Raw genomic sequence first — 26,474 nt, forward strand, 5'->3', positions numbered from 1 at the left:
CATGACTACTCAATCGACTCACACGCTTTTCAAGCCGCTGCCGGGCGTGCAAGGCGCGGCCGCCACGAACGTCGCCATCTGGTTCAACGATCAGCCGCTGTCCGTGCCGGGCGGCTGCTCGGTAGCGGCGGCCCTGCTCGCCGCAGGCGTGTCGCGGTTTCGTGCGACGCCTGTATCCGGCGCACCGCGCGGGCCTTTCTGCATGATGGGCGCGTGCTTCGAATGCCTCGTCGAGATCGACGGCATGCCGAGCCGCCAGGCCTGCATGGTCGAAGTCAAGGCCGGCATGCGAATCCGCTCGCAGGAAGGCGCGCGCGATCTGCCGCACTTCGGCGCGACTGCCGCGACCGACGCACCGCTGGAGAACGCCCATGACCGCTGATTTCGCATCCGATTTCGCTTCCGAAGCCGTCGACGTCGTCGTGGTCGGCGCCGGTCCCGCCGGCATGAGCGCGGCGACGCGCGCGGCGCGCGCCGGCCTCACGACCGTGCTGATCGACGAACAGGACGCCGTGGGCGGCCAGATCTATCGCGCCATCGGCCGCGCCGATGCGCGCCGCAAGGAGATTCTCGGGCCGGACTACGCGGCGGGTGCGGCTGTCGCCGAAGCGTTCGCCGCCTCCGGTGCGCGCCACCTGACGAACGCGAGCGTGTGGCAGGTTACTCGCGAGCGCGGCGTCAATTATCTGCAGGGCGGCAAGATCGGCAGCTTCGACGCGCAACGCGTGATTCTCGCCAGCGGCGCGCTGGAGCGGCCCTTTCCGATTCCCGGCTGGACGCTGCCCGGCGTGCTGACAGCGGGCGCGGCGCAGATCCTGTTGAAGAGCGCGGGCGAAGTGCCCGCCGCGCCGCCGGTGCTCGCCGGCTGCGGGCCGCTGCTGTATCTGCTCGGCTGGCAATACGTGCGCGCCGGCGTACCGATCCGCGCGCTGGTCGACACCACGCGTCACGAAGACCGCTGGCGCGCCAAGCGTCACATGCTGGCGGCGCTGCGCGCGTGGCCGTTCCTGAGCAAAGGCTTGCAACTGATCCGCACGCTGCGCGAAGCGAACGTGCCGATCTTCGAGGCAGCCGACGATCTGCGCGTGGAAGCACGGATCGGCACGGATCATATCGAGCGCGCCGCCGCGCTTCACTTCACGACGCAAGGCACGGCGCATCGTCTCGAAGCCGATGTGATCCTGCTGCATCAGGGCGTCGTGCCGAACACGCAATTCACGCAAGCGCTACGCGCCTCGCACCGCTGGGACGACGCACAACTGTGCTTCACGCCGAAAGTCGATGCGTGGGGCGAACTGGAGGTGCCCGGCATCTTTGTCGCGGGCGATGGCGCGGGCATCGGCGGCGCGCAGGCGGCAGCCTTGCAGGGCACGCTCGCGGGTCTCGCGGCGGCTGCGCAGCTCGGCGCGATCACCTCCGAGTCGCGCGATGCCGAAGCTCTCGCGCATCGCCGCGCGCTCGCGGGCGTCATGCGCATCCGGCCTTTTCTCGACAGCCTGTATCGTCCGCGCGACATCAACCGCATTCCGCGCGACGAGACCATCGTCTGCCGTTGCGAGGAAGTCACCGCGGGCGAGTTGCGCAAGTTCGTCGAGCTCGGCTGCGTCGGACCGAATCAGGCAAAGTCGTTCGGACGCTGCGGCATGGGTCCGTGTCAGGGACGCATGTGCGGCCTCACGGTGACGGAAGTGATCGCCGATGCGCGCCGCGTCTCGCCCGCCGAAGTCGGCTATTACCGCATCCGTCCGCCGATCAAGCCGCTCACGCTCGGAGAACTCGCCGGTGAGTGACCCGACCGACATCCAGGAAGCCGATGTGCTCGTGATCGGCGGCGGCCTGCACGGCACGAGCAGCGCGTTCCACCTGGCGCGGCGCGGCGTGAAGGTGATCGTGCTCGAAGCCGATTATGTCGCGCGTCATTCGTCGGGCGTGAACGCGGGCGGCGTGCGCACGCTGGGCCGTCCGTTGCCTGAAATTCCGCTCGCGCTGATGTCGCGGGAAATCTGGCACGGCATGAGCGAATTGCTCGGCGAGACTGGCGGCTTCGTTGCTTCCGGTCAGTTGAAGATCGCCGAAACGAATGACGAACTCGAAGCGTGCCGCCAGCGGGTCGCGCTGCTCGAATCGCATGGATTCACGCAGGAGAAGGTGGTCGACCGCGAAACCGTGTTCGAACTCGAACCGGCGCTGGCGCGGCATGTCACGGGCGGCATCTGGGTCGAGCGCGACGGTTACGCGCTGCCTTATCGAACCACGACGGCGTTCCGGCTCGCCGCGCAGCGGCTCGGCGCGCGTTTTCTGGAAGGTACGCCGGTGCGTCGTATCGAGCAGCGCGGCACCAGATGGTTCGCCGTCACGCCGCATGGCACGTTCAGCGCGAACCAGTTGCTCGTCACCGCGGGCGCATGGTCCGGCGAATTGGCGAAGCAGGTCGGCGAGCCTGTGCCGGTGCATGCCGAAGGTTTGATGCTGATGGTCACGCAGCGCGTCGCGCCCTTCTGCCACGCGACGCTCGGCGCAACGGGCCGGCCGTTGTCCTTCAAGCAGTTCGACAACGGCACCGTAGTAATCGGCGGCAAACTGATCGGCATCGCGGACCTGGCGAATCGTCACGGCGAAGTCGACTTCGCCCGCCTCGTGCGCAGTGCGCGGACCGTGACCGATCTGTTTCCTCATCTGCGCAATCTCGGCGTGAACCGCGCTTGGGCCGGTGTCGAAGCTTTTACGGAAGATGAACTGCCGGTGATTTCCGCGAGCCGCCAGGCGTCGAATCTGTATTACTCGTTCGGCTATTGCGGCAGCGGCTTTCAGCTCGGGCCAGGTTGCGGCAAGCTCGTGTCCGAACTGATGCTGGACGGCGCGCCGTCCATTTCGCTCGATGCGTTTGCCGTCGATCGCTTTGGCCGCGACGCGGCGGCTTCCCGCACGGGCGCTTCGCATCTCGTGACGCACTAACCGGTTTTATTTTTTGCTCCGTCGCGCCTTCGGTCGAAGCGCGCGGCGATTTCATTCGCGTTCAAGTGGAGAGATTGTCATGACCGATATCGTTCGTATCGAAACCAACCAACGTATGAGCCGCGTCGTCAAAGCCGGCGGCCTCGTGTTCGTCGGCGGCCAGACTTCCGCCGATCACACCGCTGACGTGAAACTCCAGACCGCGAAGGTGCTGGAAAAGATCGACGGCTATCTGGAGAAGGCCGGCATCGACAAGACGCGCCTCGTTTCCGCGCAAGTCTGGCTCGCGGACATCGCCCGCGATTTCGCAGGCATGAACGAGGTTTGGGATGCGTGGGTTCCGCAAGGTCACGCACCGGCGCGCGCGACGGTGCAAGCGAAGCTTGCCGCGCCCGAGCTGCTCGTCGAGATCGCGGTCGTGGCGCTTGGTTGAGAGGTGCCGTTAGCGCGTCCGAGGTAATCACATCTGCACTGATGTACCGCGTGCGGCGGCGCAAGTTTGCAAGCGGCCCGTCACCAAGGCACGGGCCTTCCGAGATAGTCGAGGTAGTGCAAGCCGGGGCGCCCCTCATAAGCCTCGATCGTATTAACCAGGTTCGGAATGCTTTCTTCGATCGTCAGGCGCGCCGTCGGGCCGCCCATGTCTGTCCGGACCCATCCAGGCGCCATGGTCAGGAGGCTGCGCGGATAACTCGCGCTGCGCGCCGCGAAGGTACGCATGAACATATTCAGCGCGGCCTTGCTCCCTCTGTAGACTTCATAATTCGCGCTAGTAGCATTGGTGATACTGCCCTGCCCCGACGACATGACACCGATCGTTCCAGTCGGCGGGACGAGGTCTTGAAGCGCGTCAATGACCCTCATGGGACTCAGCGAGTTCGTTACCATCACCCGTATAAATTCTTCGGTCGAGACGTCCGCTATCGTTTCACCATCGTCGTTATTGACACCGGCATTCACGAAAAGCACATCGATATGCCGACCTTCGAGGCGGGCGCGCAGAGCTGCGACCTGCTCTGGAATCGTGATATCGACAGTCTCTACTTCGAGCGCGCCAGCAGACGCTTCCGCGACGTGCCGAAGCTTATCTGTGGAGGCCGCTCGTGCGGTGGCGATGACTCGGTAGCCGCGCTTCAGATACTCCTCAACCATCGCCAGGCCAAGGCCGCGCGAGGCGCCGATCAAGAGAACGGTTTTCTGCGAAAGTGTGTTTTGCATTGGCATCCTCGATAAGCAAAGCCGCTCTCGAATCTGAACGTGACGGGAGCGATCCTCCGGGGTCAATCACGCAAACCAATGTAGCGGTTCATAGGGGATGGCGGAAGCCGCGCCGAATGCAACTAATATATGCATCGGACGCCCTATCTCACCTTGCTGACTACGATCAAGCGATGCCTGAACCGGACCTCAATCTACTTTTCGCGCTCGATGCGTTGCTGACCGAGAAAAACGTGACGCGCGCTGCCCGGTCGCTGCATCTGAGTGCCTCAGCAATGAGCCGCACGCTGACTCGCCTTCGTGCTGCGACCGGCGATCCATTGTTGGTCCGCGCCGGGCGCCATATGGTGCTGACGCCGTATGCCGAGGAGATTCGTGAGCAGACACACAATACTGTTCTTGAGGCGCGCGCCTTGCTCCATCCGTCGCCGGTGGCGACAGATTTTTCAACGTTGCGCAGAACCTTTCGGATTCGTGCCAATGAAGCTTTCGTGGAAGCCCTCGGTGCACCCTTGATTGCTGAAGTGACTGCAGTGGCGCCACTTGTGCGTTTGCACTTCTCGTCCAAATCGGAAAAGAGTGCGGAGTATCTTCGAAATGGTTCGGCCGATCTCGAGATTGGTGTCCTGGAGGAAATGGGACCTGAAATACGCGTCCGGGCATTGTTTCGAGACCGCTACGTCGCCGTTGTCAGAAAGGGACACGCACTCGACATGAAACAGCAAGTGACTACCGAGCAATACGCAGCGTTTGGCCACGTAGTCGCTCCGCACGGTCGCCAGATAATTGAATCTCTCGACGCTGCGGTTGCCCTGTTAGGGTTGGAACGAACGACCGTAGCGGTCGTGCCCAGCTTTCCCGCCGCGTTGGCGGTGGCGCGCGCGTCCGATCTGGTTGCGCTCCTGCCTGCATCGTTCGCGAACGCTCAGCACGCCGCGTCCGTCTACGTTTTCGAGCTTCCTGTGGCGACTGATGGCTTTACGATTTCTCAGATGTGGCATCCTCGTTTAGAGAATGACCCTGTTCATCGTTGGTTTCGGCAACTGGTTCTCAGCGTGTGTCGTCAGCACGTGCCGTTCTGAACGCAAGTCGAGCTTGCGTGTCACGGCGCGGCAGCGCCTTGCCCCGTCGAGCTAGCCTCAAACGGTTTCGCTAGGGTGTTTTGAAAGGCGGCGACCCGCCAAACCCCGGACTCCTTCACAAAGACTCTGAGGCTTCGCTCCCGATGCGCGGGCAGTGTCTGCCCATCAGAATTCATGAGCCCGCTCAGCTCATTGGTGACGTGCACAAGAGCAACGTCAGGCCGAATAAATCGGATTGCCACGTTCCGAGTTTCGAGCGCTGCGTTCCTTGCTCTTGTGCTCAGAATGGCAGCCAGCCCCTTTCTAATTTCGCCCCTTCCCTTTGCCTCCTCGCCGCGGACACTGACGAAGTCGGCATCCTCCGTGTACATCCGGGTGGCCGCCTCCGCATCATGGCTGTTAAAGCCCGCTGTCATCTCGTAGATCACTTCTTTGATCGCGGATTCGTCCTGAAGGCTGCTCGTGCTGTGCATGCTCGCATTTTGCGCGCAACCGATACTAAATCCGATCGCCGCAACGGCAATAAAGGACGTCGTCCACATCTGTACGTGCCGCACATTTCCCCCTGGTCGAATCTCGACGCATCACCGAGGCGCCAGTCAGCGGTCGAAAGGCGCTATTGACGACGGCGAGACTGATTGGGATTGTGCGCCCGCTATTCGTGCAAGGGTGAGCTTCGCGCGGGGGCTAGGGGATTCAGCCTGATACGCCTAGTCGGGTAGCCGTGCCGCTCGTCAAAGCGCTCGAATCCGCATCGAGGTTTGCTGCTAGCATCGCTGGGCGCAACGCCGCTGTTGCCGGCGTGACTGGCGCATTTCCGTTACATGGGGTAGCCACGCATCCTGCAACGCGCCGACGAGGCGCTCTACCGTTCGAAACGGGAAGGCCGCAACCGTGTGCGCATCGCGGCGCTAAGTACCGGGGACGACGAACCCCGGGCGGGTTGATCTGGCTGCTGTTCGACGCAGCCGCCCGAAGATCACCCGGCGGTCGACGGCGCGCCGATGGTCATACCCGCAATGCACTCCGTGTGGCCCCAGGTGAGCGTGCTTTCAGACAGCCGACGCTCACAAAAGATCACGAAGACTCCGCATCTCCGGCATTGCGCGCGGCACACAGACGCCATGCGGCCTTCGGTGCAGCGACGGTCTCTGCAACGTGGCGCCACCAGCGCTCGCCGCGATGCGGCGCGCTCAGATCCAGCCGCTCGCCCATGCGGGGCGTCGACAATACGACGCCGCGAGCGAGGGCCAGGCCCGTCACCCTTTCGAACGGCTCCTGCCAGCGATGCATCGCGAGGTCGAACGTGCCGTTGTGAATCGGCACGAGCCAACGGCCGCGCAGATCGATGTGCGCCTGCACGGTTTCTTCGGGCTGCATGTGAACGTACGGCCACTGCGCGTCGTAGGCGCCCGTCTCGACCAGCGTGACGTCGAATGGCCCAAGGCGCTCGCCGATCGTTCTGAAGCCTTCGAAGTAGCCGGTGTCGCCGCTGAAGAACACACGCAGATCATCGTCGACGATCACCCACGACGCCCATAACGTGCTGTTGCCGTCGAACAGGCTGCGGCCGGAAAAATGCTGTGCGGGCGTAGCGGTGAACTGCACACCGTCGACCTCGGCGCCCTGCCACCAGTCGAACTGCCGCACCTTCGATGCGTCGATGCCCCATTCGATCAGCCGGTCGCCGACGCCGAGCGGCGTCAGAAACACGCCGGTGGTCTGCGCGAGCGCGAGCACGGTTTCGCGGTCCAGGTGGTCGTAGTGGTCGTGCGACAGGATCACGCCGCGCAACGGCGGTAAATCGGCGAGCGCGATCGGCGGCGCATGGAAGCGCTTCGGGCCGAGATGCCGGAACGGCGAGGCACGTTCGGCGAACACAGGATCGGTCAGCCAGAACTGGCCGCGGAGCTTCAGCAGCATCGTCGAATGGCCGAGCCGGTAGAGGCTGCGGTCGGGCGCCGCATCGAGCTGCGCACGCGTCAGCGCATCGACGGGCAACGCGTCTGTCGGCACGGTGCCGTTCGGCTTGTTGAGCAACACGTTCCACACAATGCCGAGCGTCTTGCGCAGGCCCTCGACGGGACGCGGCTTGACGTTGCGAAAGCGTTCGCCGTCGTGCTGCGGCGAGGTGCTGGACAACGCGCGACCGCGTCGCGCGGCGGTAAAGCCAAGCATGCGGCTGACAACAGCGGGAAGCGACGTCATAAGTCAGGCCATCCGTAGATAAATGTACACTAGCCAGTGTAGTTTATTTTCGAGAAAAGTAAACTGCCCGGTGTAAAATCCTTTTATGGATCCCAGTGCCACCCATCAACGCCTGACTGACCGCAAGCGGGTCGCCATCGTCGGCGCCGCGATCGAGGAATTCCTCGCGGCCGGCTACGACGCGACCAGCATGGACCGCATCGCCGCCCGCGCGAACGTCTCCAAACGTACGGTCTATAACCATTTCCCAAGCAAGGAAGCCCTTTTCGCCGCGATTCTCCATCAGTTGTGGGACGCGAGCCAGAGCGGCGACGCACCCGCCTACCGCGCCGACGAACCGTTGCGCGCGCAGTTGCTCGACCTTTTGGGCCGCAAGCTGCGGCTCTTGAACGACGAGTCCTTTCTGTCGCTGGCACGTGTGGCGATCGCGGCCGGCATCCATTCGCCGGAGCGGGCGCGGGACATGGTCGCGCGCCTCGGCGAACGCGAGGAAGACCTGACCGTGTGGATCCGGGCGGCCGTCGCCGACGGCCGTCTCAAGACCGACAATCCGCTCTTCGCGGCGCTGCAACTGCAGGCGCTGGTGAAAGCCTTCGCCTTCTGGCCGCAGGTGACGATGGGCCAGGCGCCGCTCGGCGAACGGGAGCAAAAGCAGGTCGCGGAATCGGCCGCCGACATGTTCCTCGCGCGCTACGCATGAGCGGACCGCCGGACCGTTTTCATGTGCATAAGGGTCGGCCAAACGTCTTGTTCGAGCGTCTACAATCTGTATTTTCGACTCGTTCAAACTGTGCCGATGTCCCAAAAGATCGACTACCTCAACCCCGCTCTTCCTCCTGGCCTCCGGCGCGTGTCGATGCCCGTGGTCGACGCGACCCCGACAACGCTTGACGGATTTGGCAGGCTCGTGGCGGATCCGAGCGAGTGCCCGATCGAGATCGTGCAGTGGCCTGCAATGGGGACACGGCCCATAGACGCCGGAACCGGTGACGAGGCCGGCACTACCGAAGGCACGTTTGTAAGCGAATGGCGCGGGGACATTCTGTACGGTTCAAACGAGGCCGTGGGCGGCGACTACATTCTTGCGTACGCGACAGAGCCTGAAGTTGCCCGTGACGACAACGCCCATGCACCGGAACGGATGTTGCTTTGGCACGCGAACTACCACCCGGATGGTGGGCAACTGTTCTTCCCTCTCGACCATCGCCCGTTCTACGTTCCCTTGGCATTGCCCGGCGACGACATTGCGCCGGAGAAGTTCGTGTGCTTTCGCTTCGATGGACAGCAGGGTCTCTACATCCATCCGAACATCTGGCATGAAGGGGTGTTCGCTCTTGGAGGGACCCAGCGGTTCTTTGACAAGCAGGGCGCCGTCCATGCACGGGTCTCTGTCGACTTTGCCCGCGAGTTTGGTTGTCTTCTCGAGGCGCCGATCGCCCGTGAGGCGCAACGGTCTGGTTGAGGCGGCGACCCGCAGCGGTAGAGCGCGGATGGTTTTGTCGTCGCCCGTGCCAAACCAATACGGCGCAGACATTGCGCCTCTGCCCTCGTACGAGCAAGCTGCGACGACGGGCAGTAGAATCGCAAGAAGCCGCGCGCGTTGACATCGCCAGGACGCAGGGCGCGGCAGTCAACCGTACCAAGGATTTCTGCAGGAAAGTCCAGCGCGCACCGACAGGTCTCGGACGCGCCCTTTCTGCCAAGGAGATCTCATGAAGGTGCTCGCCGTACATCCCAGTGGCTTGATGTACACCCGCGTGTTCCTGCGACTCGAACCGCTCGGCCTGGAGACGGTCGCGGCCGTACTCCGCGCGGCTGCGCACGAGGTCCGGTTGCTCGACCTGCAAGTCGAATCGCATCGCGATCTGGAGCGGTTGATTCGCAAATGGCGCCCTGATGCCGTATGTTTCTCCGGCAACTACCTCGCCAATATTCCCGAAATCATCGATCTGTCGAAAGCGATCAAGGCGCAGTGGCCGGACTGCTTCGTGTTCGTGGGCGGACACAGCGCGTCGTTCACCGCAGCCGATATGCTCAAGCACGCCGACGGCGCAATCGACTGCGTGCTAAGAGGCGAAGGCGAAGCGAAGGTCGCCGAACTTCTCGACGCCGTCGCGCGCCACGCCGACTTACTCGCGATACCCGGCGTCGTGACCTGCCGCGGCGAAGGGCCGCTGCCAGGCTTCGCCGAAAGCCTCGATCAGGTTCGCCCCGCGCGCGATCTGCTGCGACATCGGCGCAAATACTTCATCGGCGTGCTGGATCCGTGTGCATCGATCGAATTCGCGCGCGGCTGCCCGTGGGATTGCACGTTCTGCAGCGCGTGGACATTCTACGGACGCAGCTATCGCTCGCGCAGCCCCGAAGTGATCGCCGACGAACTGGCGTCGATTCGCGAGCCAGGCATCTTCATTGTCGACGACGTCGCCTTCGTGCATGCGGATCACGGCATGGCGATCGGCCGCGAAATCGAGCGCCGCGGCATACGTAAAAAGTACTACCTCGAGACACGCGGCGATGTGCTGTTGCGCAACAAGGAGGTTTTCGAATACTGGCGCGAGTTGGGCCTGCAATACATGTTTATCGGCATGGAGGCGATCGATGCAGAAGGCCTCAAGGCGTTTCGCAAGCGCGTCAATCTCGACAAGAACTTCGAGGCGCTCGCGTTCGCGCGCTCGCTCGGCATCACGGTCGCGATCAATCTGATCGCCGATCCCGACTGGGACCATGACCGCTTCGAAGCGATCAGGCAATGGTGTCTGGAGATTCCCGAGATCGTCAACATCAGCGTGAACACGCCTTATCCGGGTACGGAAATCTGGCTGCGCGAGCATCGCCAGTTGACGAGCCTCGACTACCGGCTCTATGACATCCAGCACGCCGTCCTGCCGACGAAGCTGCCCTTGCCCGAGTTCTACCGCGAACTGGTGCGCACGCAGCAGGTACTCAACCGGAAACACCTTGGCTGGAGCGCACTGCGCGGCGCGGCGAGCGAAGCGGCACATCTGCTGATGCACGGGCAAACGAACTTTGTGCGGATGCTGTGGCGCTTCAACTCGGTGTTCAATCCGAACCTGCAATTGAATGACCACGCGCGCGAAGTCCGGTATTCGATGACGCCGCCCGCCGCCTCGACCGAGCACGCCAATGTCAAGGTGCTGTATGTGCACGGGCCGGCGGGACGCAAGGGCCGCAAGCTCGACGATGCAACGGAAAGCTTCGTCGACGAAACCCGCACGGGTGCGGGCTGATGTTTTGATCTAGCCGTTCTTTACAGCGGTCATACAGTCGCCGATGCGGACTTCGGGTATCCTCATTCCTGATTTGAGAATGACCACAACGAAGAGGCGACAGTGCTTGAACTATCGGTTCGTGACAAAGCAATGCTGAGTGGTGAATTGGGTGAAGGTGCAGCGCTCGCGATGCGAATAGTTGCCGCCACGGCGCATGTGATGAACGCCCAGGAACTCGTCGACGTTTCCTCCGCCCACATCGACGGGTGTCTGTATCACGGATCCGTCAGTCTCGATTTCGTCGAACGGTTTGTCGCATCCGGAACGCGGGTCGCCGTGCCGACCACGCTCAATGTCGGATCGCTCGATCTCATTCATCCAGAGCTGTATCGCGGCAAAGCGGAAATTGCGAATGCTGCCAAACGCCTGATGGAAGCGCATCTGGAACTCGGCTGCGAAGCGACCTTCACATGCGCGCCGTATCAACTCAAGCACCGCCCGCGTCTGGGCGATCAGATCGCATGGGCTGAATCGAACGCGATCGTTTTCGCCAACTCCGTGTTGGGCGCCCGTACAAGTCGCTACGGCGATTTTCTTGATCTTGCGGCGGCCATTACCGGCCGCGTGCCAAACGCCGGACTGCACGTCACCGAAAACAGGGCCGCCCGCATCGTGCTCGAAGCGCCCAGCTTCGGTGATTCCCCGCGACGCGATACGTATTTCGCGGCACTCGGTTTTCTGCTTGGCCTCAATGCCGGCGCAACGGTGGCGGCAATCACGGGACTGCCTGTCGACACAACGGAGGACGAGCTTAAGGCTCTGGGCGCGGCAGCCGCTTCCAGTGGCTCTGTGGCGCTCTTTCACGCGGTAGGCATCACGCCGGAAGCGCCGACACTCGACGCCGCGCTGCAGGGCGGCGAACCGGAACGGACCATTGTTATCACCGAGGCGGATCTCGTCGGCATCCATCGAAAGTGGAACGGTGCTCGTTCTAGCGAGCCACTCGCCGCGATCAGTCTGGGAACCCCGCATTTTTCGGTCGATGAGTTCCACACGCTTGGCAAGCTGTTCGAAGGCCACGATGGCTCGCCACGATGCGACTTCTATGTGAATACGAGCCGTTTCGTGCTGTGGCAGATCGAAGCTGAAGGGGTCGCCCAGCAACTCGCCTCCCGCGGCGTCCAGATTGTGGTGGACACCTGCACCTACATCACTCCCGTGATGAAACAGATCAGTGGACTCGTGATGACTAACTCAGGGAAGTGGGCCCACTACGCACCTGCGAACATCGGTGTCACCGTTGCGTTTGGAAGCATGGCCGAGTGCGTTCGCTCAGCCTTCGAAGGGAGAGTTTGCATCGATGAACTGGCCGGCTAAAGGTACGACCATGATTTCACCCACTACCGTACTTGCCGGGCAAGTACTCGTTCCGGGCCGCGCAAGCGGCCTTGCAATCGCGCTGCCTCCCCTGAGCTTCTGGGGCGGCTACGACGCCGAAAGCGGGATGATCATCGACAAGACCCATTCCGGCTACGGACAAAGCCTGAAAGGCCGGATGCTCGTGATGGCGCGAGCGCGCGGATCGAGTTCCAGCAGCAGCGTACTGGCTGAAGCGTTGCGCAACGGGACTGGCCCGAGCGGCATCATACTGGCGGAACGCGACCTGATTCTCGCCATCGGTGTGATTGCCGCCAATGAGCTCTACGCCCTCGACGTGCCGGTGGTGAGCGTCGACGAGAACGTGTTCGCGCAGATTGCGTCTTTCACCGCGACACTGGAGATTGACGCGTGCGATGCCGCGCGGCCCGCGAGCATCCATGTCACAGACAGCGAAGGCGAAGGACGCCGCAACGCGTAGCGGTTTCGCACAAACGCTAGTTGTAGCCCAGGATAGCGACAGAAGCGACATCAGCCCGCTCGAGCGTATTGCCTGCTAGCCCCGAAAGCGGCGGCGTCAGAAGCGCCGCATAGGAAGAAACCAGCGCGGCAGCGTTCGAGCGTTGGCCGTTGCGATGGCCAATGTTCCTGATCTGGTGATGGAATGAACGCGGTGATGCGATGTGTACCATGACAAACTCTGTCCTAAAACAGTAAAAGAAACGGCCGACGCAAGCGCCCTATTCTGCGCGCTTCGCTTCTAACGGCGCGAACCCTGTGCTCGCTTCGATTTCGCTGACGTTCTCGGGTCTCTTAAACGGGTCTGGAGCCTCTTCGTCAGGATTGCGCCGACGTCCGATAGCCTTGAAAAATGTCTCGAGGCCCGACGGTAGAAAGAACCACACCCAGTGCAGGTCTTCAGTCCCGTCGTTGATCAATGTATGCGACTGTCGTGGTCCGAGAAAGACCGTCACGCCGGGCTCGATTCGATACTCGCGCCCCTCCACTATTGCCGTTCCCTTTCCCCGAATGAAATGAAGCACCTCTTCAGACTCTGCATGCGCGTGCAGGCGAACGAAGCCTCCGGGTGGAACTGTCTGCGTGCCTGCCGAAAAGGGCCGCTGCATCGACACGAGGTGGGGCGCGACGTGGACCGCGGCATACCCATTGGCGGGCACGGGCTGCCAGTAGCTCTCTTCCTCGCCCGGATACACGATCAGGAACTGGGATTTGCCGTCGCGGTCGTCAAAATTGACGTCCGAGGCCGGGCCATCGGATGCGTCATCCGTCATTTGCGCCTCACTTGTAAGCGGGATGCACAGCAAGCCCACTAGTGTGAAACAATATCCTGTATCCAAAGATGGTTCAACGCATATTTTCCCTACACCGCGAATACGGGCGTTCAGGCAGGAGGTCTGGAGATGATTGAGCGAATAGGTTTCATCGGGACAGGCACCATCACGGAGGCGATCGTCACCGGCTTGGCGGCACAGCCGCGCGGTCTGCGCGAGATATGGGTCTCGCCTCGCAATCACGAAACCGCTGCAGGGCTTTCACACGAACACCCGCTAGTGCACGTCGGACGCGACAACCAGGACGTCGCGGATCGGTGCACCGTGCTGTGTCTGGCAATTCGACCTCAAATTGCACGACAGGTACTGTCGGAGCTTCGGCTTGGGCCAACACACCGCGTTCTCAGCTTCGTTGCTACGTGGAATCGCGAGCGGCTGGCAGCTTTGATGCCTGATGTCGCACATATAGTGCGTCTGCCCCCTTGCCGATGGTCGCCCAGGCAATGGGCCCGACCATCGTGTTTCCGGCCGATCCTGTCGCGATCGAGCTTTTCGCACCGCTCGGCACAGCAATACCTGTCGACGACGAAGATGCGTTCGACAGCCTGTTCGCGTCGACCGCCTTGATGGGCAGTTTTTTCGCCATGCTCGAAAGACATGCAATCTGGCTGCAAGACAAAGGCATTCCCTACGTCGACGCGCGGACTTACCTCGCGTCGCTATTCAGCGGGCTGGCGCGCACCGCCCAGACGCGGCTTGAAACCTTCGCCGATCTGTCGAAGGAATTTTCAACGCCGGGCGGTTTGAATGAGCAGATGACAGCCGATCTTGAACGCGCGGGAGCACTGGACGCTCAGCACCTCGCCCTCGATCGCGTTCTCGAACGCATCAAGAATCGCTGAACACCTGCTCGAGCGCAAAGTCCGCCGCCTTTGCAGGTCGCCGGTGCTGCATTGGCGACCCGCACTTTCCGGCACGTCAGCTTTTGGCCGCTGAACTCGCGGCTTGCTGCGGTGCGCTCAGCTCGCCGTCAACCAGACGCCAAACGGCCAGTGGATTGGCTTCCTTTACCGCTGCCGGCAGCAATGCATCGGGGAGATCCTGATAGCACACAGGCCGCAGGAATCGGTCGATCGCTGTCGCGCCCACCGAGGTGAACATCGAATTCGACGTGGACGGGAAAGGACCGCCGTGAACCATCGCGTGGCAGACTTCCACACCCGTCGGGAAACCATTGGCGAGGATACGTCCGGCCTTGCGCTCGAGCACCGGCAGCAGGCGCTGGGCGTCTGCATAATCGACAGCGTCGATCTGCAGAGTGACGGTAAGCTGCCCTTCCACATGTTCCGCAACCGATAGCAATTCCTCAAAGTCGCGGGCACGAATCACCACAGAAGCCGGGCCAAACATCTCTGCCTCAAGCTCGGGCGTAGCCAGCAGGCGACGTGCATCGGTCACATACAGGGCAGCCTGCGCGGCATTCGGAAGTTCGCCCGCCGACCTGCCCTCTGCCACCTTTGTCACGCCCTGAACCGCGTCGACTTTTTGCGCTCCGTCGCGGAAGGCATCGAAGATTCCGGGGGTCAACATCGTCTGGGCCGGCTTGCTTGCCAGCGCTTCGCCCGCCGCCTTGACGAAACGGTCGAGGTCCGGACTGTCGATCGCAAGCACCAACCCCGGGTTCGTGCAGAACTGTCCTGCACCTAACGTCAGCGAATCCGTGAAAGCCTTGCCGATCGCTTCAGCGCGGCTCGCGAGCGCGCCCGGGAACAGAAACACCGGGTTGATACTGCTCATTTCGGCATAGACGGGAATCGGCTCGGGTCGAGCGTTCGCGATCCGCACCAGCGCGAGACCGCCTTGACGGGAACCCGTGAAGCCAACCGCCTTGATGGCAGGATGCGCGACTAACGCTTCGCCGAGCTTGCGGCCGGCGCCGAAAAGCAGCGAAAACACGCCCTCCGGCAAGCCCTGCTCCTTGACTGCTTTCTGGATTGCGCGACCTACCAGCTCTGAGGTTCCAAGATGCGCGCCGTGTGCCTTCACGATAACCGGTGCGCCCGCTGCGAGTGCCGAAGCGGTGTCGCCTCCCGCAACCGAGAAGGCTAGCGGAAAGTTACTCGCGCCAAACACAGCGACGGGACCAACCGGTACTTTTGCGAGGCGCAGATCCGCACGCGGCAGCGGCTGCCGTTCCGGCTGGGCATGATCGATCGTGGCGCCGAGGAAGTGCCCGTCCCGCACGACCTTCGCAAAAAGACGCAACTGACCGACGGTGCGGCCACGCTCGCCCTGCAGACGCGGAACGGGAAGACCCGTCTCGGCATGGGCCCGCTCGATCAGTTCATCTCCGATACCGAGGAGGTTGTCGGCGATTGCATCGAGAAACGCGGCGCGTTTCGCAAGGGAGACGTTCCGGAACACGTCGAAGGCTTGCGCGGCCAGAGAGGCCGCGCGCTCGACTTCCGCCGCGCCGCCCATACCAAAGGATGGCTCCGGGATCTCGGCGTCGGTGGCCGGATTGAACGCGCGCTGGCTGCCTTCGGTGCCACGCACCGCGGAAAAGCCGATAAGCATTTCGCCAGTAAGAGTCATGTCGATATCCTCAAAAGGTTCAATGGGATGGCGTGGACTACGGCGGAGTCGTGGTTCGTACAGGGACCGAAGGCCACTCCGTGAATGCCGTTGACTAGACTCGACCGCGTTATGCAAGTCACCGCGCGCAGTGCAAACACCGCCGAGGTCTTGGGTCCGCCGGGCAGATAGGACAGGTTCGTTTCTGCGATGTAGTGGAACGCAATCAGCGTTGAGAAAGCAGCGCGCGGACGCGCACTATCAGCACTACGGATGCGCGGCGAGCTTACCGAAACGCGTTGCGGAATTGATCTGCGCTCTCAGCGTGCCAAGGGTAGACAGCACGAAGCATTACACACGCTGACCAGCGGAATCAACGCGTCACCACCGCCTCGACAACCGACATGATCTGCTGTGCGGCCGTCTTGACGTGCTGCTCCAGGAGTTTGGCTCCAAGCTTCGCGTCGCGCTTCCTGCACGCCTCGACCAACGCCATGTGCTCATCATGCGACTGTTCGCGGATCGGCACCTGCACGGCCTGAAAGCGGAAATACCGATCGCAGCGGTCATGCAGTACCCGCAACAACTGAAGCGTGATATCCCGCTGCGCAGGCAGATAGAGCGTTTCGTGCAAACGCCAGTTCAGTTGCCCCCACACGCCCGAGTCCGCCTTGTCCATTTCCTTGATAAGCCGCTCCGCCTTGCCCATCTCGGCTTCGGTGATGCGCGGGATTGCTTCCGAAAATATCCACGGTTCAAGACGTAGCCGAATGTCGAACGTCTCCTTCACCTCGCCTATCGACAGCTCAGCGACATAGGCGCCCTTGTGCGGCACATTGATCAGCAACCCCTCTGCCGTCAGACGGGTGATTGCCTCGCGGATAGGAACACGGCTGACGCCGAGCTCTTCGGCGAGCGCCTCCTGCCGCAATACCTCACCCGGCGCCAGGTCGCCGCTCAGGATTCGCTGTCGAACCGCCGTGGTGACGAGTTCGACCGTAGTTGGCCGGACGATTTTTCGCGTGCTTTCGTCCGCGATAACTTCGCTCATCGCGGACGCCTCTTTGGTACGACGTTTGGCGGCTACCGGGGGCATGGTCAGGTTCAAGTGGGGATTCAGGATACAGTGGACATGCTACCATGCTCCCGGCTTTCGGATACAAAATCCAATGACCGACGCTGCGTCACTGCAACGTTTGCCGGACCCACGCGCCGTTCTTCATCACGCCGGCGATGCGCTCACCCTGCCCGGCAAGCACGCTGATATCCGCTAGCGGATCACCATCGACGACCAGCAGATCAGCGAAGGCTCCCGCGGACACGACGCCCAGACGTCCCTGCTGTCCGACGATCTCGGCACCTACGGCGGTGGCCTGGCAGATCGTCTCGAAAGCACCGAGAATGGCTGAACGGATCGTCAGTTCATCGCTTTGATACTCGTGCATGTCGCCCAGCAGGTCGGTGCCAAGACCCATTTTCACGCCGTTGCGTTTGAGCAGTTCAAGCGCCTTCAGGCCCTGGATACGAACATTCTCGTTTTTCGCGAGCGCGCTTTCCGCCACACCCGCTTTTGCACCGACCTTGTTCATTGCGTCATAGGTCACGAGCGTGGGCACTACAAACGCGCCAAACTCCGCCATGACGGCCGCCGCCTCGTCGTCGATCAGGTTGCCGTGCTCGATCGTGCGCACACCGAGCTTCACGACGCGAGCAATCGCCTTCCCTGTGTAGGCATGTGCCATGACATAGGTCTGGTGCGACGCGGCTTCCTCGACGATGGCCTTGACCTCGTCGACGGAAAATTGCAGGTTGCCGATCGGATCCGTCGGCGAAGCAACGCCACCCGACGCCATGATCTTGATGTGATGCGCGCCGGCGCGCATCTCTTCCCGCACGGCCTTGCGAACGTCGTCCACGCCATCGACGATGCGTCCGATTGCCCCGAGATTGCGATGGCAGCCGCAAGGATCGGGATCGGAGTTGTCGAAGCGCTCGCGAAAGTCGCCGTGACCGCCCGTCTGCGAGAGCGCCTTGCCGGCCACGAACAACCGCGGCCCGGCGATCACGCCTTCCTCGATGGCACGCGAGAGCGCGTAGTCGGCGCCGCCGGCATCCCGCACCGTGGTGAAACCCCGGTTGAGCATACCGCTCAGGATAGGTACCGCCCGCAACACGGCGAAGGTATTCGGCAAACGCCCGTTGTTACCAAGGTGCGCCACCGAGGCAATGACGTGCGCGTGGCAGTCGATCATGCCGGGCATGACTGTCTTGCCCCCGACGTCAATGACCTGCGCGCCATTTATCGACACCGGCTCGCGGGTCACTTCCTTGATGACATCCCCGTCCACGACAATCGAATAGCGGGCCGTGTCGTTTTCGTGATTCACGTCCAGGACACGTGCGTTCTTCAGGATCAACATTTCGATTCCTCAACTGATAGTTGAGCGGCCCACGGGCCGCTGTAGATCATTTCAGCAAAAAGCCTTTGGCGAGCGGATCACGGTCATCGACAAAGATCGTGTTGTGTCCCGTCACCCGCGCCCACCCTTCGATGCTCGGAATAATCGCGTCAAGTTCACCGACCCTGGTCGCTTCTTCCGGCACACCAGTGAAGAGCGTGCCGATAATGCTCTCGTGAACAAAACGCTCGCCGATCTTGAGTTTGCCCTTGCCGACCAGCTGTGCCATACGGGCGGAAGTCCCCGTGCCGCAGGGCGACCGGTCGATGGCCTTGTCACCGTAGAACACCGCATTGCGTGCGCTTGCCCCTTCGACCGTGGGTTCGCCTGTCCACATCACGTGGCTTAGACCACGGATTTCCGCCTTTTCTGGGTGAACGAACGGGTACTTCTCGTTCGCTGCCTGGCGCAAGATCGGACTCAGACGCTGGATATCCGAAGGCTTGAGTGTATGGAGGCCACCAAAGTTTTGCTGCGGTTCGACGATCGCGTAGAAATTTCCGCCGTAGGCGACATCGAAGCGGATTTCGCCGAGCCCCTCGACTTCAACTGTCAGGTCCGTCGAGTGAAGGAATGACGGAACATTGATGAGTTGCACCGAGTCGACGTTGTCTCCGTCCATCTTGTAGCGCGCAACCACGAGACCGGCCGGCGTGTCCAGACGCAGCACACCCGGTTCACGCGGACGCACCAGACCGTGCTCGATGGCCGTTGTCACCGTCCCGATGGTGCCGTGGCCACACATGGGCAGACAGCCGCTGACCTCGATAAACAGGATGGCGACGTCACAATCGGAACGGGTCGGCGGATAGAGGATACTGCCCGACATCACTTCATGGCCCCGAGGTTCGAACATGAGCGATGTCCGGATCCAGTCGAACTCGCGCTCAAAATGCGCGCGTCGCTCGATCATGTTCGCGCCTTCCAGCCGCGGTGCACCTCCTGCGACGACGCGGACCGGATTGCCGCACGTATGTCCGTCGATGCAAAAGAATGTCGATTTCATAGCCCTGCTCCATCCAGAATGACCTGCAAAAAGTGGCCCGGTCCAGGCCCGTGCGCATTACTTCGACAGGGCGCGCACGTCGGCGAGCGTCTTCTCCACGATTGCAACGACCCTCCGGCGTTCTTCGCCTTCGAGCTTCAGTCGCGGAGCCTTGACGGCTTCCGAGTAACCCGCCGTGATGTTCTCCGCCAGCTTGATGTACTGAACGAGTTTCACATGCGTATCCAGGTGGAACAGGTCGATCAGTACACGGTACAGCTTGCGGGCCGATTCATAGTCGCCGGCAATCGCCAGATTCAGTAGCTCGACCGATTCCTTCGGAACCGCGTTAGCCATGCCCGAGACCCAGCACTTCGCGCCCAAGGCAGCCGACTCGAGCACCAGATCGTCGACACCGCACACGACTGCAAGACGATCGCCGAAGCGGCCGATCAGATCGGTGACGCGCGTCGTGTCATACGATTCCTCCTTGATGGCTTCGATCGTCGGCTCTTCCAGCAACTGTGCCACCAGGTCCGGCGTGAGGTCCACGCCGTAGCCACGCGGGTTGTTATAGAGCAGGATCGACAGCGTCGACGCTTGCGCGATCGTCTTATAGAAGGCGACGGTTTCACGCGGGTCGGACTTGTACGTCAGTCCCGGGAAAACCATCAGGCCTTGAACGCCTAGCGCTTGCGCTTCTTTCGCGTATTGGACCGCGTTTGCCGTATTGGTTTCGGCGAGACCGGCGATCACCGGCACGCGGCCGTTCACGACCTCAACCGCAAGCTTGATCACCGTGCGCTTCTCGTCCGGCGTAAGTTGGGCGTTCTCACCGACCATACCCATCATGACGACGCCACCGACGCCGTTCTCGATGAGGCGATTCAGACCCGCCTTGATGGCTTCGTGATCGAGGGAACCGTCGTCCTTCAGCTTCGTCGTGACAGCGGGGAATACACCTTTCCAGTTGACTTGCATGGCTACACCTTTTCAAAAAATGATAATCAGAGGCGGGATGTCCCGCGGGTCGATCGAGGTCGCGGGGGCCCCGTTAATTCCGGAAGCGGCTGATCGAGTACGGATCGAGGCCGATTCCAGGTGTTCGATTGGCAAGCAGGTCGGCAACCAGCGCACCTGTCGTTGCCGATTGCGTCAGCCCGAGATGACCGTGGCCGAACGCATAGATGACGGACGGCGAGCGTGGCGACCGGCCAATGACGGGCAACGAGTCGGGCGTGGCTGGACGGTGCCCCATCCATTTCACGGCGCCCTGGTCGTTGATGCCGGGCAGGAAGCGCTTGCCGAGCGCGAGCAGCGCGTCACTGCGCTTGTAGTTGGGTGGCGCCTTGAGGCCGGCGAACTCCGCCGCGCCGCCAATGCGCACACCGATATCCAGCGGGGTGGCGACAAACTTGCGTTCGGCGAAAATCACTTCGCGTGACAGGCTGATGCCATGCGCGGGAAGCGTCGTGTTGTAACCGCGTTCGCTGTCCAGCAGGACGCGGTCGCCGATCGATCCGGCCAGCGCGGCGGACCATGCACCCGTCGCCACGACGAGGCGGCGTCCCTTCACCCGTTCACCGGTCTCGGTGACCGCTGCCGGCGCAAGCTCGTCAGCGAGATCGAGCGCCTTGACGGTGCCGACGACAAACGTGGCGCCGAGTTGCTTCACGCGCTCACGCAGTTGGGTCACGAGACGCTTCGGGTCACCGATGTGCGACCAGTCGTCGAGAAATACGCCGTGGCGGAAAACCGGCGCGAGCGACGGCTCGCAATCGCGAACCTCGTCGGCCGACATGGCATGCCAGCGCACGCCCAGATCCCGCTTGAATTCCCATTCATGCTGATCCGCGGCGAAGGCTTCGTCGCTTTCGTAGACCGTCAAGGCGCCGCGGCGATAGAAACTGTCCATCGCGCCGATGTCCTCGAACATCGGGACGATGTCGTCATAGACACGATTGTTCAGTTTGGCGAGAGCCAGCGAGATTTCGCGGAAACGGTCCTTGTTGCCCGAGCGCTGAAACTCCATGAACCAGGGCAACGCGCTCGGCACATGTTTCCAGTCGAGCGCCAGCGGCCCCAGCGGATCGAATAGCCACTTCAGCGCCTTCATGTACAACCCGTTCACTGAAATGGGCGTGCTCTCCGTCACGGCTATACCGCCCGCGTTTCCGTGCGACGTACGGTCGCCTTCGAAGTCGCGGTCGATGACGGTGACGCTCGCGCCGTCGCGCAGTGCGGACCACGCACAGGCGAGACCGACGATTCCGCTACCGATAACCACGACGTCGGGAGTCGTCCGGGAGTGTTGAGCTTGCTGAGTCATTTCCGTGAGTCGAGGTATTGCATGAGTGGACGGCAGACTCGCCGTCCGCCGTTGCTTCAGTTACTTGGATCCGAGTACCGTGATCGGCTTCCACTGTCCGTTTTCACACTTGTAGACGGTGATGATTGCGTCGCGCAGATCACCGAACTTGTCGTAGGCGAAGTGCTCACTCGTGACACCCTTCATGTCAGTCTTCGCGAGCACCGGCAGGTAGACGGCCGGGTCCGACGAATTGGCCTTCTGCATCGCCTGCATCATGGCCATCGCGCCGTCGTACGTGTACGGCGCATAGGTTGTCGGTTCAGTGCCGAACTTGCTCTTGTAGCGTTGCGTGAAGCCCGCGCCACCCGGCATCTTCTCCAGCGGCAGCCCCGCGAGCGAGACAATCGCACCGTCCGCAGCCGTCCCGGCGATCTTGATGAAATCTTCCGTCTTCGACATTTCACCCGAGGCAAACGTTGCCTTCATTGCCAGCGAGCGCGCCTGCTTGACCAGCGGTGCGGACTGCGCATCGGCGCCTGCGTAGTAGATGAAATCAGGATTCTTCGACTTGATGCCGGTGAGAATGGCCTTGAAGTCGACGGCCTTGTCGGACGTGAACTGATGATCGATGATGTTGCCGCCAGCCGCCTTCACTGCCGCCTCGAACTGCTCCGCAAGACCCTGGCCGTATGCCGTGCGGTCATCGATGATGGCAATACGCTTCGCATGGAGTGTCTCGACGACGTACTTGCCCATCACACTGCCCTGCTGCGTATCCGACGTCATCATCCGGAACGTCGTCTTGAAGCCCTGGCGCGTATAGGCGGGCGCGGTTGCCGTCGAAATCTGCGGAATGCCTGCGCGTGAATAGATCGCCGAAGCGGGAATCGTCACGCCGGAGTTGAAGTGACCGAGCATGCCCTTGATGCCGTCATCGACCAGCTTCTGGGCGACGACCGTGCCCGTCTTCGGGTCCGCCTGGTCGTCGAGCGCCTCCAGCACGAACTTCGTTTCCTTGCCGTCGACCTTGGGCTTCGTGGCATTGAAGTCGTCAATGGCGAGCTGCACACCCGATTCAAAATCCTTGCCGTACTGCGCCTGCGCGCCTGTCATCGGAGCGGCCAGACCCAGCTTGACCATTTGTGTTTCGGCGGCCTGGGCGGCTCCGAGGGACAGGACGAGGAATCCCGAAGCAGCGGCTGCAAAAGCGATCGTGCGAACTTTCATACCAGTCTCCTTACTACCCGTAAAGCCGCGTTGGGTTCGCCGCAACACATTATATTGGATCCAATATACAAATACTCTGCGTATGATGCGCCCCTTCAGCGGGTCTGTCAAATGCGTCCGAAAAATTCGGCGGAGCGCGATGACGGCCGCCCCGCCCCAAGTCCTACACCTGTTCCATGAAGTCAGGATCCTCGAGCCCGCGCAGCCTGTGAACCTGATCTTCGAGCGGCGAAACCGCCAGTTGTGCGAACACCAGCGCCAGTCCGATATCAGCATGGTCATACAGCCCAGCTTCGCCAAGCAGATTCATTGTGCCCAGCGTGACACCGTTCTTGCGCACGGGGATGTTCAGCACGCTCTCACACCCGATCGACCACAACACCTCGTACTCTGAAAACACCGCCTTGATATCCTCGCGCGATGAACCGACAAAGATCTCACCGCGGCGAAGCACCTGGTCGGACCAGCGGCTTTGCGTCACTCGCTTGAGCCCACCTACCGGATTGATATCCAGGCGATTGCTATGCAGACGTCCCAGCCGGCTCGACGCCTCGTCATACGCCAGCACCGTGAAGAGTCGCTGTCCGAATACCTCCGTGAGGGAGCGCTCGAACTCGGACCATATGCTGTCGGCACCGCCGCCTTTCTGTTGAATCGCGGCCAGACGCTCGATCGCCTGAAAATTGTGTGCGTGGTTTGTGTTCGTCATGAAAACTCCTTATTTCGCGGTTCGAAGTGCGGCGCTTTGCGCGTCGGGACGCATTGAGCCGTACTCCTCGTCGGAAATCTGTTCGAGCGTCTTCCCGGTTGTCGAGACGCCCAGGAAAATCACGGCGAGCGCGCCGATCAGCAGGATGACGGTGGTCATGCCGAACACGCCGGCAAAACCCCACAGCGGGTAGATGTAGCCCACCAGCATGGGTGAGCAGATCGCGCCGATACGGCCGAACGCCGAAGCCGTACCCATCCCCGTCGCACGCAGATGCGTCGGGAACACCTCAGGGGTATAGGCATATTCGCCCGCGTTGACGCCGTTCATCGCGAAGGACATGAAGATCGAAGCAAGGACGATCGATGTGTCGCTGCCTGCATTGGCCAACCAGATACCTGCGACGCAAGCCAGTCCCATGTACGTGACGATCGTGGCCTTGCGCCCCAGCTTTTCGCAAAAATATGCCGACGAGTAGTAGCCCGGAATCTGCGCGAGGTAGATCAGGATCGAGACGGAGAAGCTCTTCGTAATGGTCATGCCGTGCTGAACGAGCAAGCCGGGGATCCAGACGAAGAAGGCGTAAGAGCAGAACGTCACCGACAGCCATAGACACCAGCTCATCAACGTCGTTTTGGCGAGCGGCGGCTTCCACAGCAGCTTCAGGTTTCCGAAGAAGGAACCCGAGTGCTCATAGCTGGCGCCAGCGCCTGCCACAGGCACGACGGGAGGCAGCGTCACACCCGTGCGTTCGATCTGCCGTTCGATATCGGACACGACGGCTTCGGCCTCGGCATGACGGCCGCGAATCTCCAGCCACCGCGGCGACTCATGTAGCGAACGCCGCCACCACAGCAGCACGACGACAGGCACGGAAACGATCACCAGCGCGATACGCCAGCCTTCCGGGTTCAGCGGGATCACGAAGTAGCCGATCAGCGCCGCAGCCACGAAACCGAACGAGAAGAAACCAGCCAGCGCTCCGGTGAAGGCACCCCGATAGCGGTTACTGACGAACTCCACCAGGAACGGCGCAATGATCGCGCCCTCGGCGCCCATCCCAATGCCGGCTATGGCTCGCAGCAAGGCGAACGTGTGCCAGTCGTTCACAAACGCGTTGGCGAACGTCAGCACGCAGAAGAAGGTCAACGCCCACATCATCACGACACGGCGGCCAAAACGGTCGCCCAGCAAGCCGGCGAATAGCGCGCCGACGAGAAAGCCGACATAAGTGCTGCTACCGAGTAGCCCGGTTTCGAAACTCGTCAGATGCCATTTGGTACGAACAACGGGCAGGATAAACGCGATGATGGCTGCGTCAACGGCTTCGAACATGAAGCCCAAGCCGCCCATGATGAGCAGCTTGAAGTGGAAACGGCTGAACGGAAGTCGTTCGAGCCGGGCTGCAATCGGTGACATGTAGTTGCTCCCGCAATGAGGGATCGACCAGCCCGGAGTTCCGGACCGAAGTGCGATAACAATATCCTGTATCCAAAATCCAGAGTCAAGGCCGGGTAAACCTCCGCGTGTGCTTCCGTCGCCCGGGACGCGACTGTGAATCGGGACCTGGAGCCCTTAAAAAGTATGGCGGATGCCCGCGCGGACGGCGACCTGGCTATTCGTGGACGACGGCGTCAGGAAGGACAATGCCGCGACGGCGGACTTGCCGGTCGAATCGATACCGGTCGCCCGCTCCCAGGAGGTCGTCGCATAGAGCAACGTCCGCCTCGACAGGCTGTACTGAGTGCCCACGTTGAGCTGCAAATATTTCGCCGATTCAGCCTTCGTATAGTCATACGAGGCTCCCAGCAGAAGTGCCGGCGTGACGTTGTACGTTGCCAGCGCCTCGTAGTTATTGAAGGTCGCCGTGCCCGAAAACGGCGTCGACGACGTCCGCACCACGTCTTCAAAGCGGGTATTCGTATAGGTGAACCCCAGCAGCGCCGCGCCGATGCGATAGTTGACGCCAGCGCCCGCAACCTGCAGGGTCTGGGCCGACGTGTACCCGCTGTAAGTCGGATTGGTGATCGGGTTCACAAACGTGCCGCCGGCCACGGGGTTTGCCGTCGCGTCGTAGATGGACGTCGCGGGGTTATTGATTCGCGAGAATACCGCGCTGGCGCTGAGCGCGTTGTTCGCGTAGCTGAGGCTGATCGCCTCCTTTTTACCGTTGGAGAAGTCTCCTGCCACGCCGCCCAGGCTGAAAAGCCCCGACAGTTTGAAACCGCCGTAGGTAGGCGAGATGTACTTGATCGAATTGCTCAGCGAGTAGTTGCCCCAGACGTTATCGACGTCTGCTGCGTGCGTAGCGAGAATTCCATTGAACCGGCCAGAAGCTGAAAGACCGATCAGCGAATCGAGCACCAGATCGTACTGGCGCCCCATCAGCACGGTACCGAAGGGCGAGCCGAGGCCGACGTAGGCCTGACGGCCAAACAGACGCCCACCGTTATTCAGCTTTCCGGTATTGATATCGACGCCGCTTTCCAGACGGGCCACCGTACTGTATCCGCCGCCGAGATCCTCGTTGATCAGAAACCCCCATTTTGTGCTGCCTAATGCACCGTTGGAGGCCTGGACGTTGTAGTGGCCACCCTGGTTGTTTGTATACGTGATCCCATCGTCCAGCGTGCCGTACAACGTAACGGAACTCTGCGCGTGACACACGACCGCGGTGGACATGATCGCAGCTGCCATACCTGCCTTCTTCATCTCGCCCCTCTTTAATAAGTGGTACTACTGATAGCAAATGGAATGTCCTGCCAGATCTCTGTGTATGGTGCCGCCCGCGCGGCTTGGGTGACAGCCGGACGGGAACCGATTGCCCCGTCATCTTCACAGGAC

General features: G+C 61.7%; 25 protein-coding genes and 1 pseudogene. 12 read left to right on the plus strand and 14 right to left on the minus strand.

Going from position 1 to position 26,474, the window contains the following annotated elements; all coding sequences use genetic code 11:
* The first annotated feature begins 1 nt into the window (after nt 1).
* The 4 genes from P0D73_RS03695 (at nt 2) to P0D73_RS03710 (ending at nt 3,388) form a co-directional block, all read left to right on the plus strand.
* Complete coding sequence (locus P0D73_RS03695) at nt 2-382, plus strand: (2Fe-2S)-binding protein (protein ID WP_408286686.1); 381 nt, start codon at nt 2-4, stop codon at nt 380-382.
* The gene (locus P0D73_RS03700) at nt 372-1,790 is read left to right on the plus strand and encodes an FAD-dependent oxidoreductase (RefSeq protein WP_408429800.1); all 1,419 of its coding nucleotides are present in this window, start codon (nt 372-374) and stop codon (nt 1,788-1,790) included. Before P0D73_RS03695 ends, P0D73_RS03700 begins: the two co-directional genes overlap by 11 nt.
* The gene (locus P0D73_RS03705) at nt 1,783-2,955 is read left to right on the plus strand and encodes an NAD(P)/FAD-dependent oxidoreductase (protein ID WP_408286688.1); all 1,173 of its coding nucleotides are present in this window, start codon (nt 1,783-1,785) and stop codon (nt 2,953-2,955) included. Before P0D73_RS03700 ends, P0D73_RS03705 begins: the two co-directional genes overlap by 8 nt.
* 79 nt (nt 2,956-3,034) lie before the next feature.
* Nucleotides 3,035-3,388, plus strand: coding sequence for a RidA family protein (locus tag P0D73_RS03710; protein WP_408175489.1), 354 nt, complete (start codon nt 3,035-3,037; stop codon nt 3,386-3,388).
* An 80-nt stretch (nt 3,389-3,468) separates the two neighbouring features.
* Here the strand turns inward: P0D73_RS03710 and P0D73_RS03715 are convergent, their stop codons facing one another.
* On the minus strand, nt 3,469-4,173 hold the full coding sequence (locus tag P0D73_RS03715) for an SDR family NAD(P)-dependent oxidoreductase (RefSeq protein WP_408429804.1): 705 nt from the start codon (nt 4,171-4,173) through the stop codon (nt 3,469-3,471).
* Between the two features lie 173 nt (nt 4,174-4,346).
* On the opposite strand from P0D73_RS03715, the gene P0D73_RS03720 reads away from it, so the two are divergent.
* Nucleotides 4,347-5,255, plus strand: coding sequence for a LysR family transcriptional regulator (locus P0D73_RS03720; protein ID WP_408286691.1), 909 nt, complete (start codon nt 4,347-4,349; stop codon nt 5,253-5,255).
* 20 nt (nt 5,256-5,275) lie between these two features.
* On the opposite strand, the gene P0D73_RS03725 is transcribed toward P0D73_RS03720, so the two are convergent.
* On the minus strand, nt 5,276-5,797 hold the full coding sequence (locus tag P0D73_RS03725) for an SgcJ/EcaC family oxidoreductase (protein ID WP_408175494.1): 522 nt from the start codon (nt 5,795-5,797) through the stop codon (nt 5,276-5,278).
* A gap of 535 nt (nt 5,798-6,332) precedes the next feature.
* Nucleotides 6,333-7,463, minus strand: coding sequence for an MBL fold metallo-hydrolase (locus P0D73_RS03730; RefSeq protein ID WP_408429806.1), 1,131 nt, complete (start codon nt 7,461-7,463; stop codon nt 6,333-6,335).
* Nucleotides 7,464-7,548: 85 nt separating this feature from the next.
* Between P0D73_RS03730 and P0D73_RS03735 the strand changes: the two genes are divergently transcribed.
* The 5 genes from P0D73_RS03735 to P0D73_RS03755 all read left to right on the plus strand — a co-directional run bounded on the left by P0D73_RS03735 (nt 7,549) and on the right by P0D73_RS03755 (nt 12,554).
* Nucleotides 7,549-8,163, plus strand: a complete 615-nt coding sequence (locus P0D73_RS03735) for a TetR/AcrR family transcriptional regulator (protein ID WP_132374713.1) — start codon at nt 7,549-7,551, stop codon at nt 8,161-8,163.
* Nucleotides 8,164-8,259: 96 nt separating this feature from the next.
* Nucleotides 8,260-8,925, plus strand: coding sequence for an ureidoglycolate lyase (locus P0D73_RS03740; protein WP_408175497.1), 666 nt, complete (start codon nt 8,260-8,262; stop codon nt 8,923-8,925).
* A gap of 250 nt (nt 8,926-9,175) precedes the next feature.
* The gene (gene hpnR / locus P0D73_RS03745) at nt 9,176-10,714 is read left to right on the plus strand and encodes a hopanoid C-3 methylase HpnR (protein ID WP_408286699.1); all 1,539 of its coding nucleotides are present in this window, start codon (nt 9,176-9,178) and stop codon (nt 10,712-10,714) included.
* Nucleotides 10,715-10,816: 102 nt separating this feature from the next.
* Nucleotides 10,817-12,073: an aconitase X gene (locus P0D73_RS03750; protein WP_408429810.1), complete on the plus strand. Its 1,257-nt coding sequence runs from the start codon at nt 10,817-10,819 to the stop codon at nt 12,071-12,073.
* A 10-nt stretch (nt 12,074-12,083) separates the two neighbouring features.
* The gene (locus P0D73_RS03755) at nt 12,084-12,554 is read left to right on the plus strand and encodes an aconitase X swivel domain-containing protein (RefSeq protein WP_408429813.1); all 471 of its coding nucleotides are present in this window, start codon (nt 12,084-12,086) and stop codon (nt 12,552-12,554) included.
* A gap of 259 nt (nt 12,555-12,813) precedes the next feature.
* Here the strand turns inward: P0D73_RS03755 and P0D73_RS03760 are convergent, their stop codons facing one another.
* Entirely contained in the window at nt 12,814-13,365 is a 552-nt protein-coding gene (locus tag P0D73_RS03760) for a cupin domain-containing protein (protein ID WP_408175502.1), read from the minus strand.
* A gap of 129 nt (nt 13,366-13,494) precedes the next feature.
* Between P0D73_RS03760 and P0D73_RS03765 the strand changes: the two are divergent.
* Nucleotides 13,495-13,719: pseudogene (locus P0D73_RS03765) on the plus strand (NAD(P)-binding domain-containing protein); the annotation flags it as partial.
* Nucleotides 13,720-13,868: 149 nt separating this feature from the next.
* On the plus strand, nt 13,869-14,267 hold the full coding sequence (locus P0D73_RS03770; RefSeq protein ID WP_408429817.1) for a pyrroline-5-carboxylate reductase dimerization domain-containing protein: 399 nt from the start codon (nt 13,869-13,871) through the stop codon (nt 14,265-14,267).
* A gap of 76 nt (nt 14,268-14,343) precedes the next feature.
* On the opposite strand, the gene P0D73_RS03775 is transcribed toward P0D73_RS03770, so the two are convergent.
* The 10 genes from P0D73_RS03775 to P0D73_RS03820 form a co-directional block, all read right to left on the minus strand.
* Nucleotides 14,344-15,960, minus strand: coding sequence for an aldehyde dehydrogenase (NADP(+)) (locus tag P0D73_RS03775; RefSeq protein WP_408429820.1), 1,617 nt, complete (start codon nt 15,958-15,960; stop codon nt 14,344-14,346).
* Between the two features lie 352 nt (nt 15,961-16,312).
* The gene (locus P0D73_RS03780) at nt 16,313-16,990 is read right to left on the minus strand and encodes a GntR family transcriptional regulator (protein ID WP_243658260.1); all 678 of its coding nucleotides are present in this window, start codon (nt 16,988-16,990) and stop codon (nt 16,313-16,315) included.
* A 133-nt stretch (nt 16,991-17,123) separates the two neighbouring features.
* Nucleotides 17,124-18,359: a metal-dependent hydrolase family protein gene (locus P0D73_RS03785; RefSeq protein ID WP_408429823.1), complete on the minus strand. Its 1,236-nt coding sequence runs from the start codon at nt 18,357-18,359 to the stop codon at nt 17,124-17,126.
* Nucleotides 18,360-18,405: 46 nt separating this feature from the next.
* Nucleotides 18,406-19,404 (minus strand): 4-hydroxyproline epimerase, encoded by a 999-nt coding sequence (locus P0D73_RS03790; RefSeq protein ID WP_408175505.1) that lies wholly within the window; start codon nt 19,402-19,404, stop codon nt 18,406-18,408.
* Between the two features lie 57 nt (nt 19,405-19,461).
* The gene (locus tag P0D73_RS03795) at nt 19,462-20,364 is read right to left on the minus strand and encodes a dihydrodipicolinate synthase family protein (RefSeq protein WP_408429825.1); all 903 of its coding nucleotides are present in this window, start codon (nt 20,362-20,364) and stop codon (nt 19,462-19,464) included.
* A 73-nt stretch (nt 20,365-20,437) separates the two neighbouring features.
* Entirely contained in the window at nt 20,438-21,712 is a 1,275-nt protein-coding gene (locus P0D73_RS03800) for an NAD(P)/FAD-dependent oxidoreductase (protein ID WP_132374724.1), read from the minus strand.
* A gap of 60 nt (nt 21,713-21,772) precedes the next feature.
* A complete protein-coding gene (locus P0D73_RS03805; protein WP_408429828.1) occupies nt 21,773-22,921 on the minus strand; it encodes a branched-chain amino acid ABC transporter substrate-binding protein in 1,149 nt (382 codons plus the stop codon).
* Nucleotides 22,922-23,084: 163 nt separating this feature from the next.
* A complete protein-coding gene (locus P0D73_RS03810) occupies nt 23,085-23,630 on the minus strand; it encodes a GAF domain-containing protein (protein WP_408429830.1) in 546 nt (181 codons plus the stop codon).
* 9 nt (nt 23,631-23,639) lie between these two features.
* Nucleotides 23,640-25,049 carry an MFS transporter gene (locus tag P0D73_RS03815; RefSeq protein WP_408429833.1) on the minus strand — a complete coding sequence of 470 codons (1,410 nt, stop codon included), beginning with the start codon at nt 25,047-25,049 and terminating at the stop codon, nt 23,640-23,642.
* Nucleotides 25,050-25,205: 156 nt separating this feature from the next.
* Nucleotides 25,206-26,342, minus strand: a complete 1,137-nt coding sequence (locus tag P0D73_RS03820; RefSeq protein WP_408313159.1) for a porin — start codon at nt 26,340-26,342, stop codon at nt 25,206-25,208.
* Nucleotides 26,343-26,474 lie beyond the last annotated feature (132 nt).

This window comes from Paraburkholderia sp. RL18-101-BIB-B, assembly GCF_046026985.1.
Lineage (GTDB): Bacteria > Pseudomonadota > Gammaproteobacteria > Burkholderiales > Burkholderiaceae > Paraburkholderia.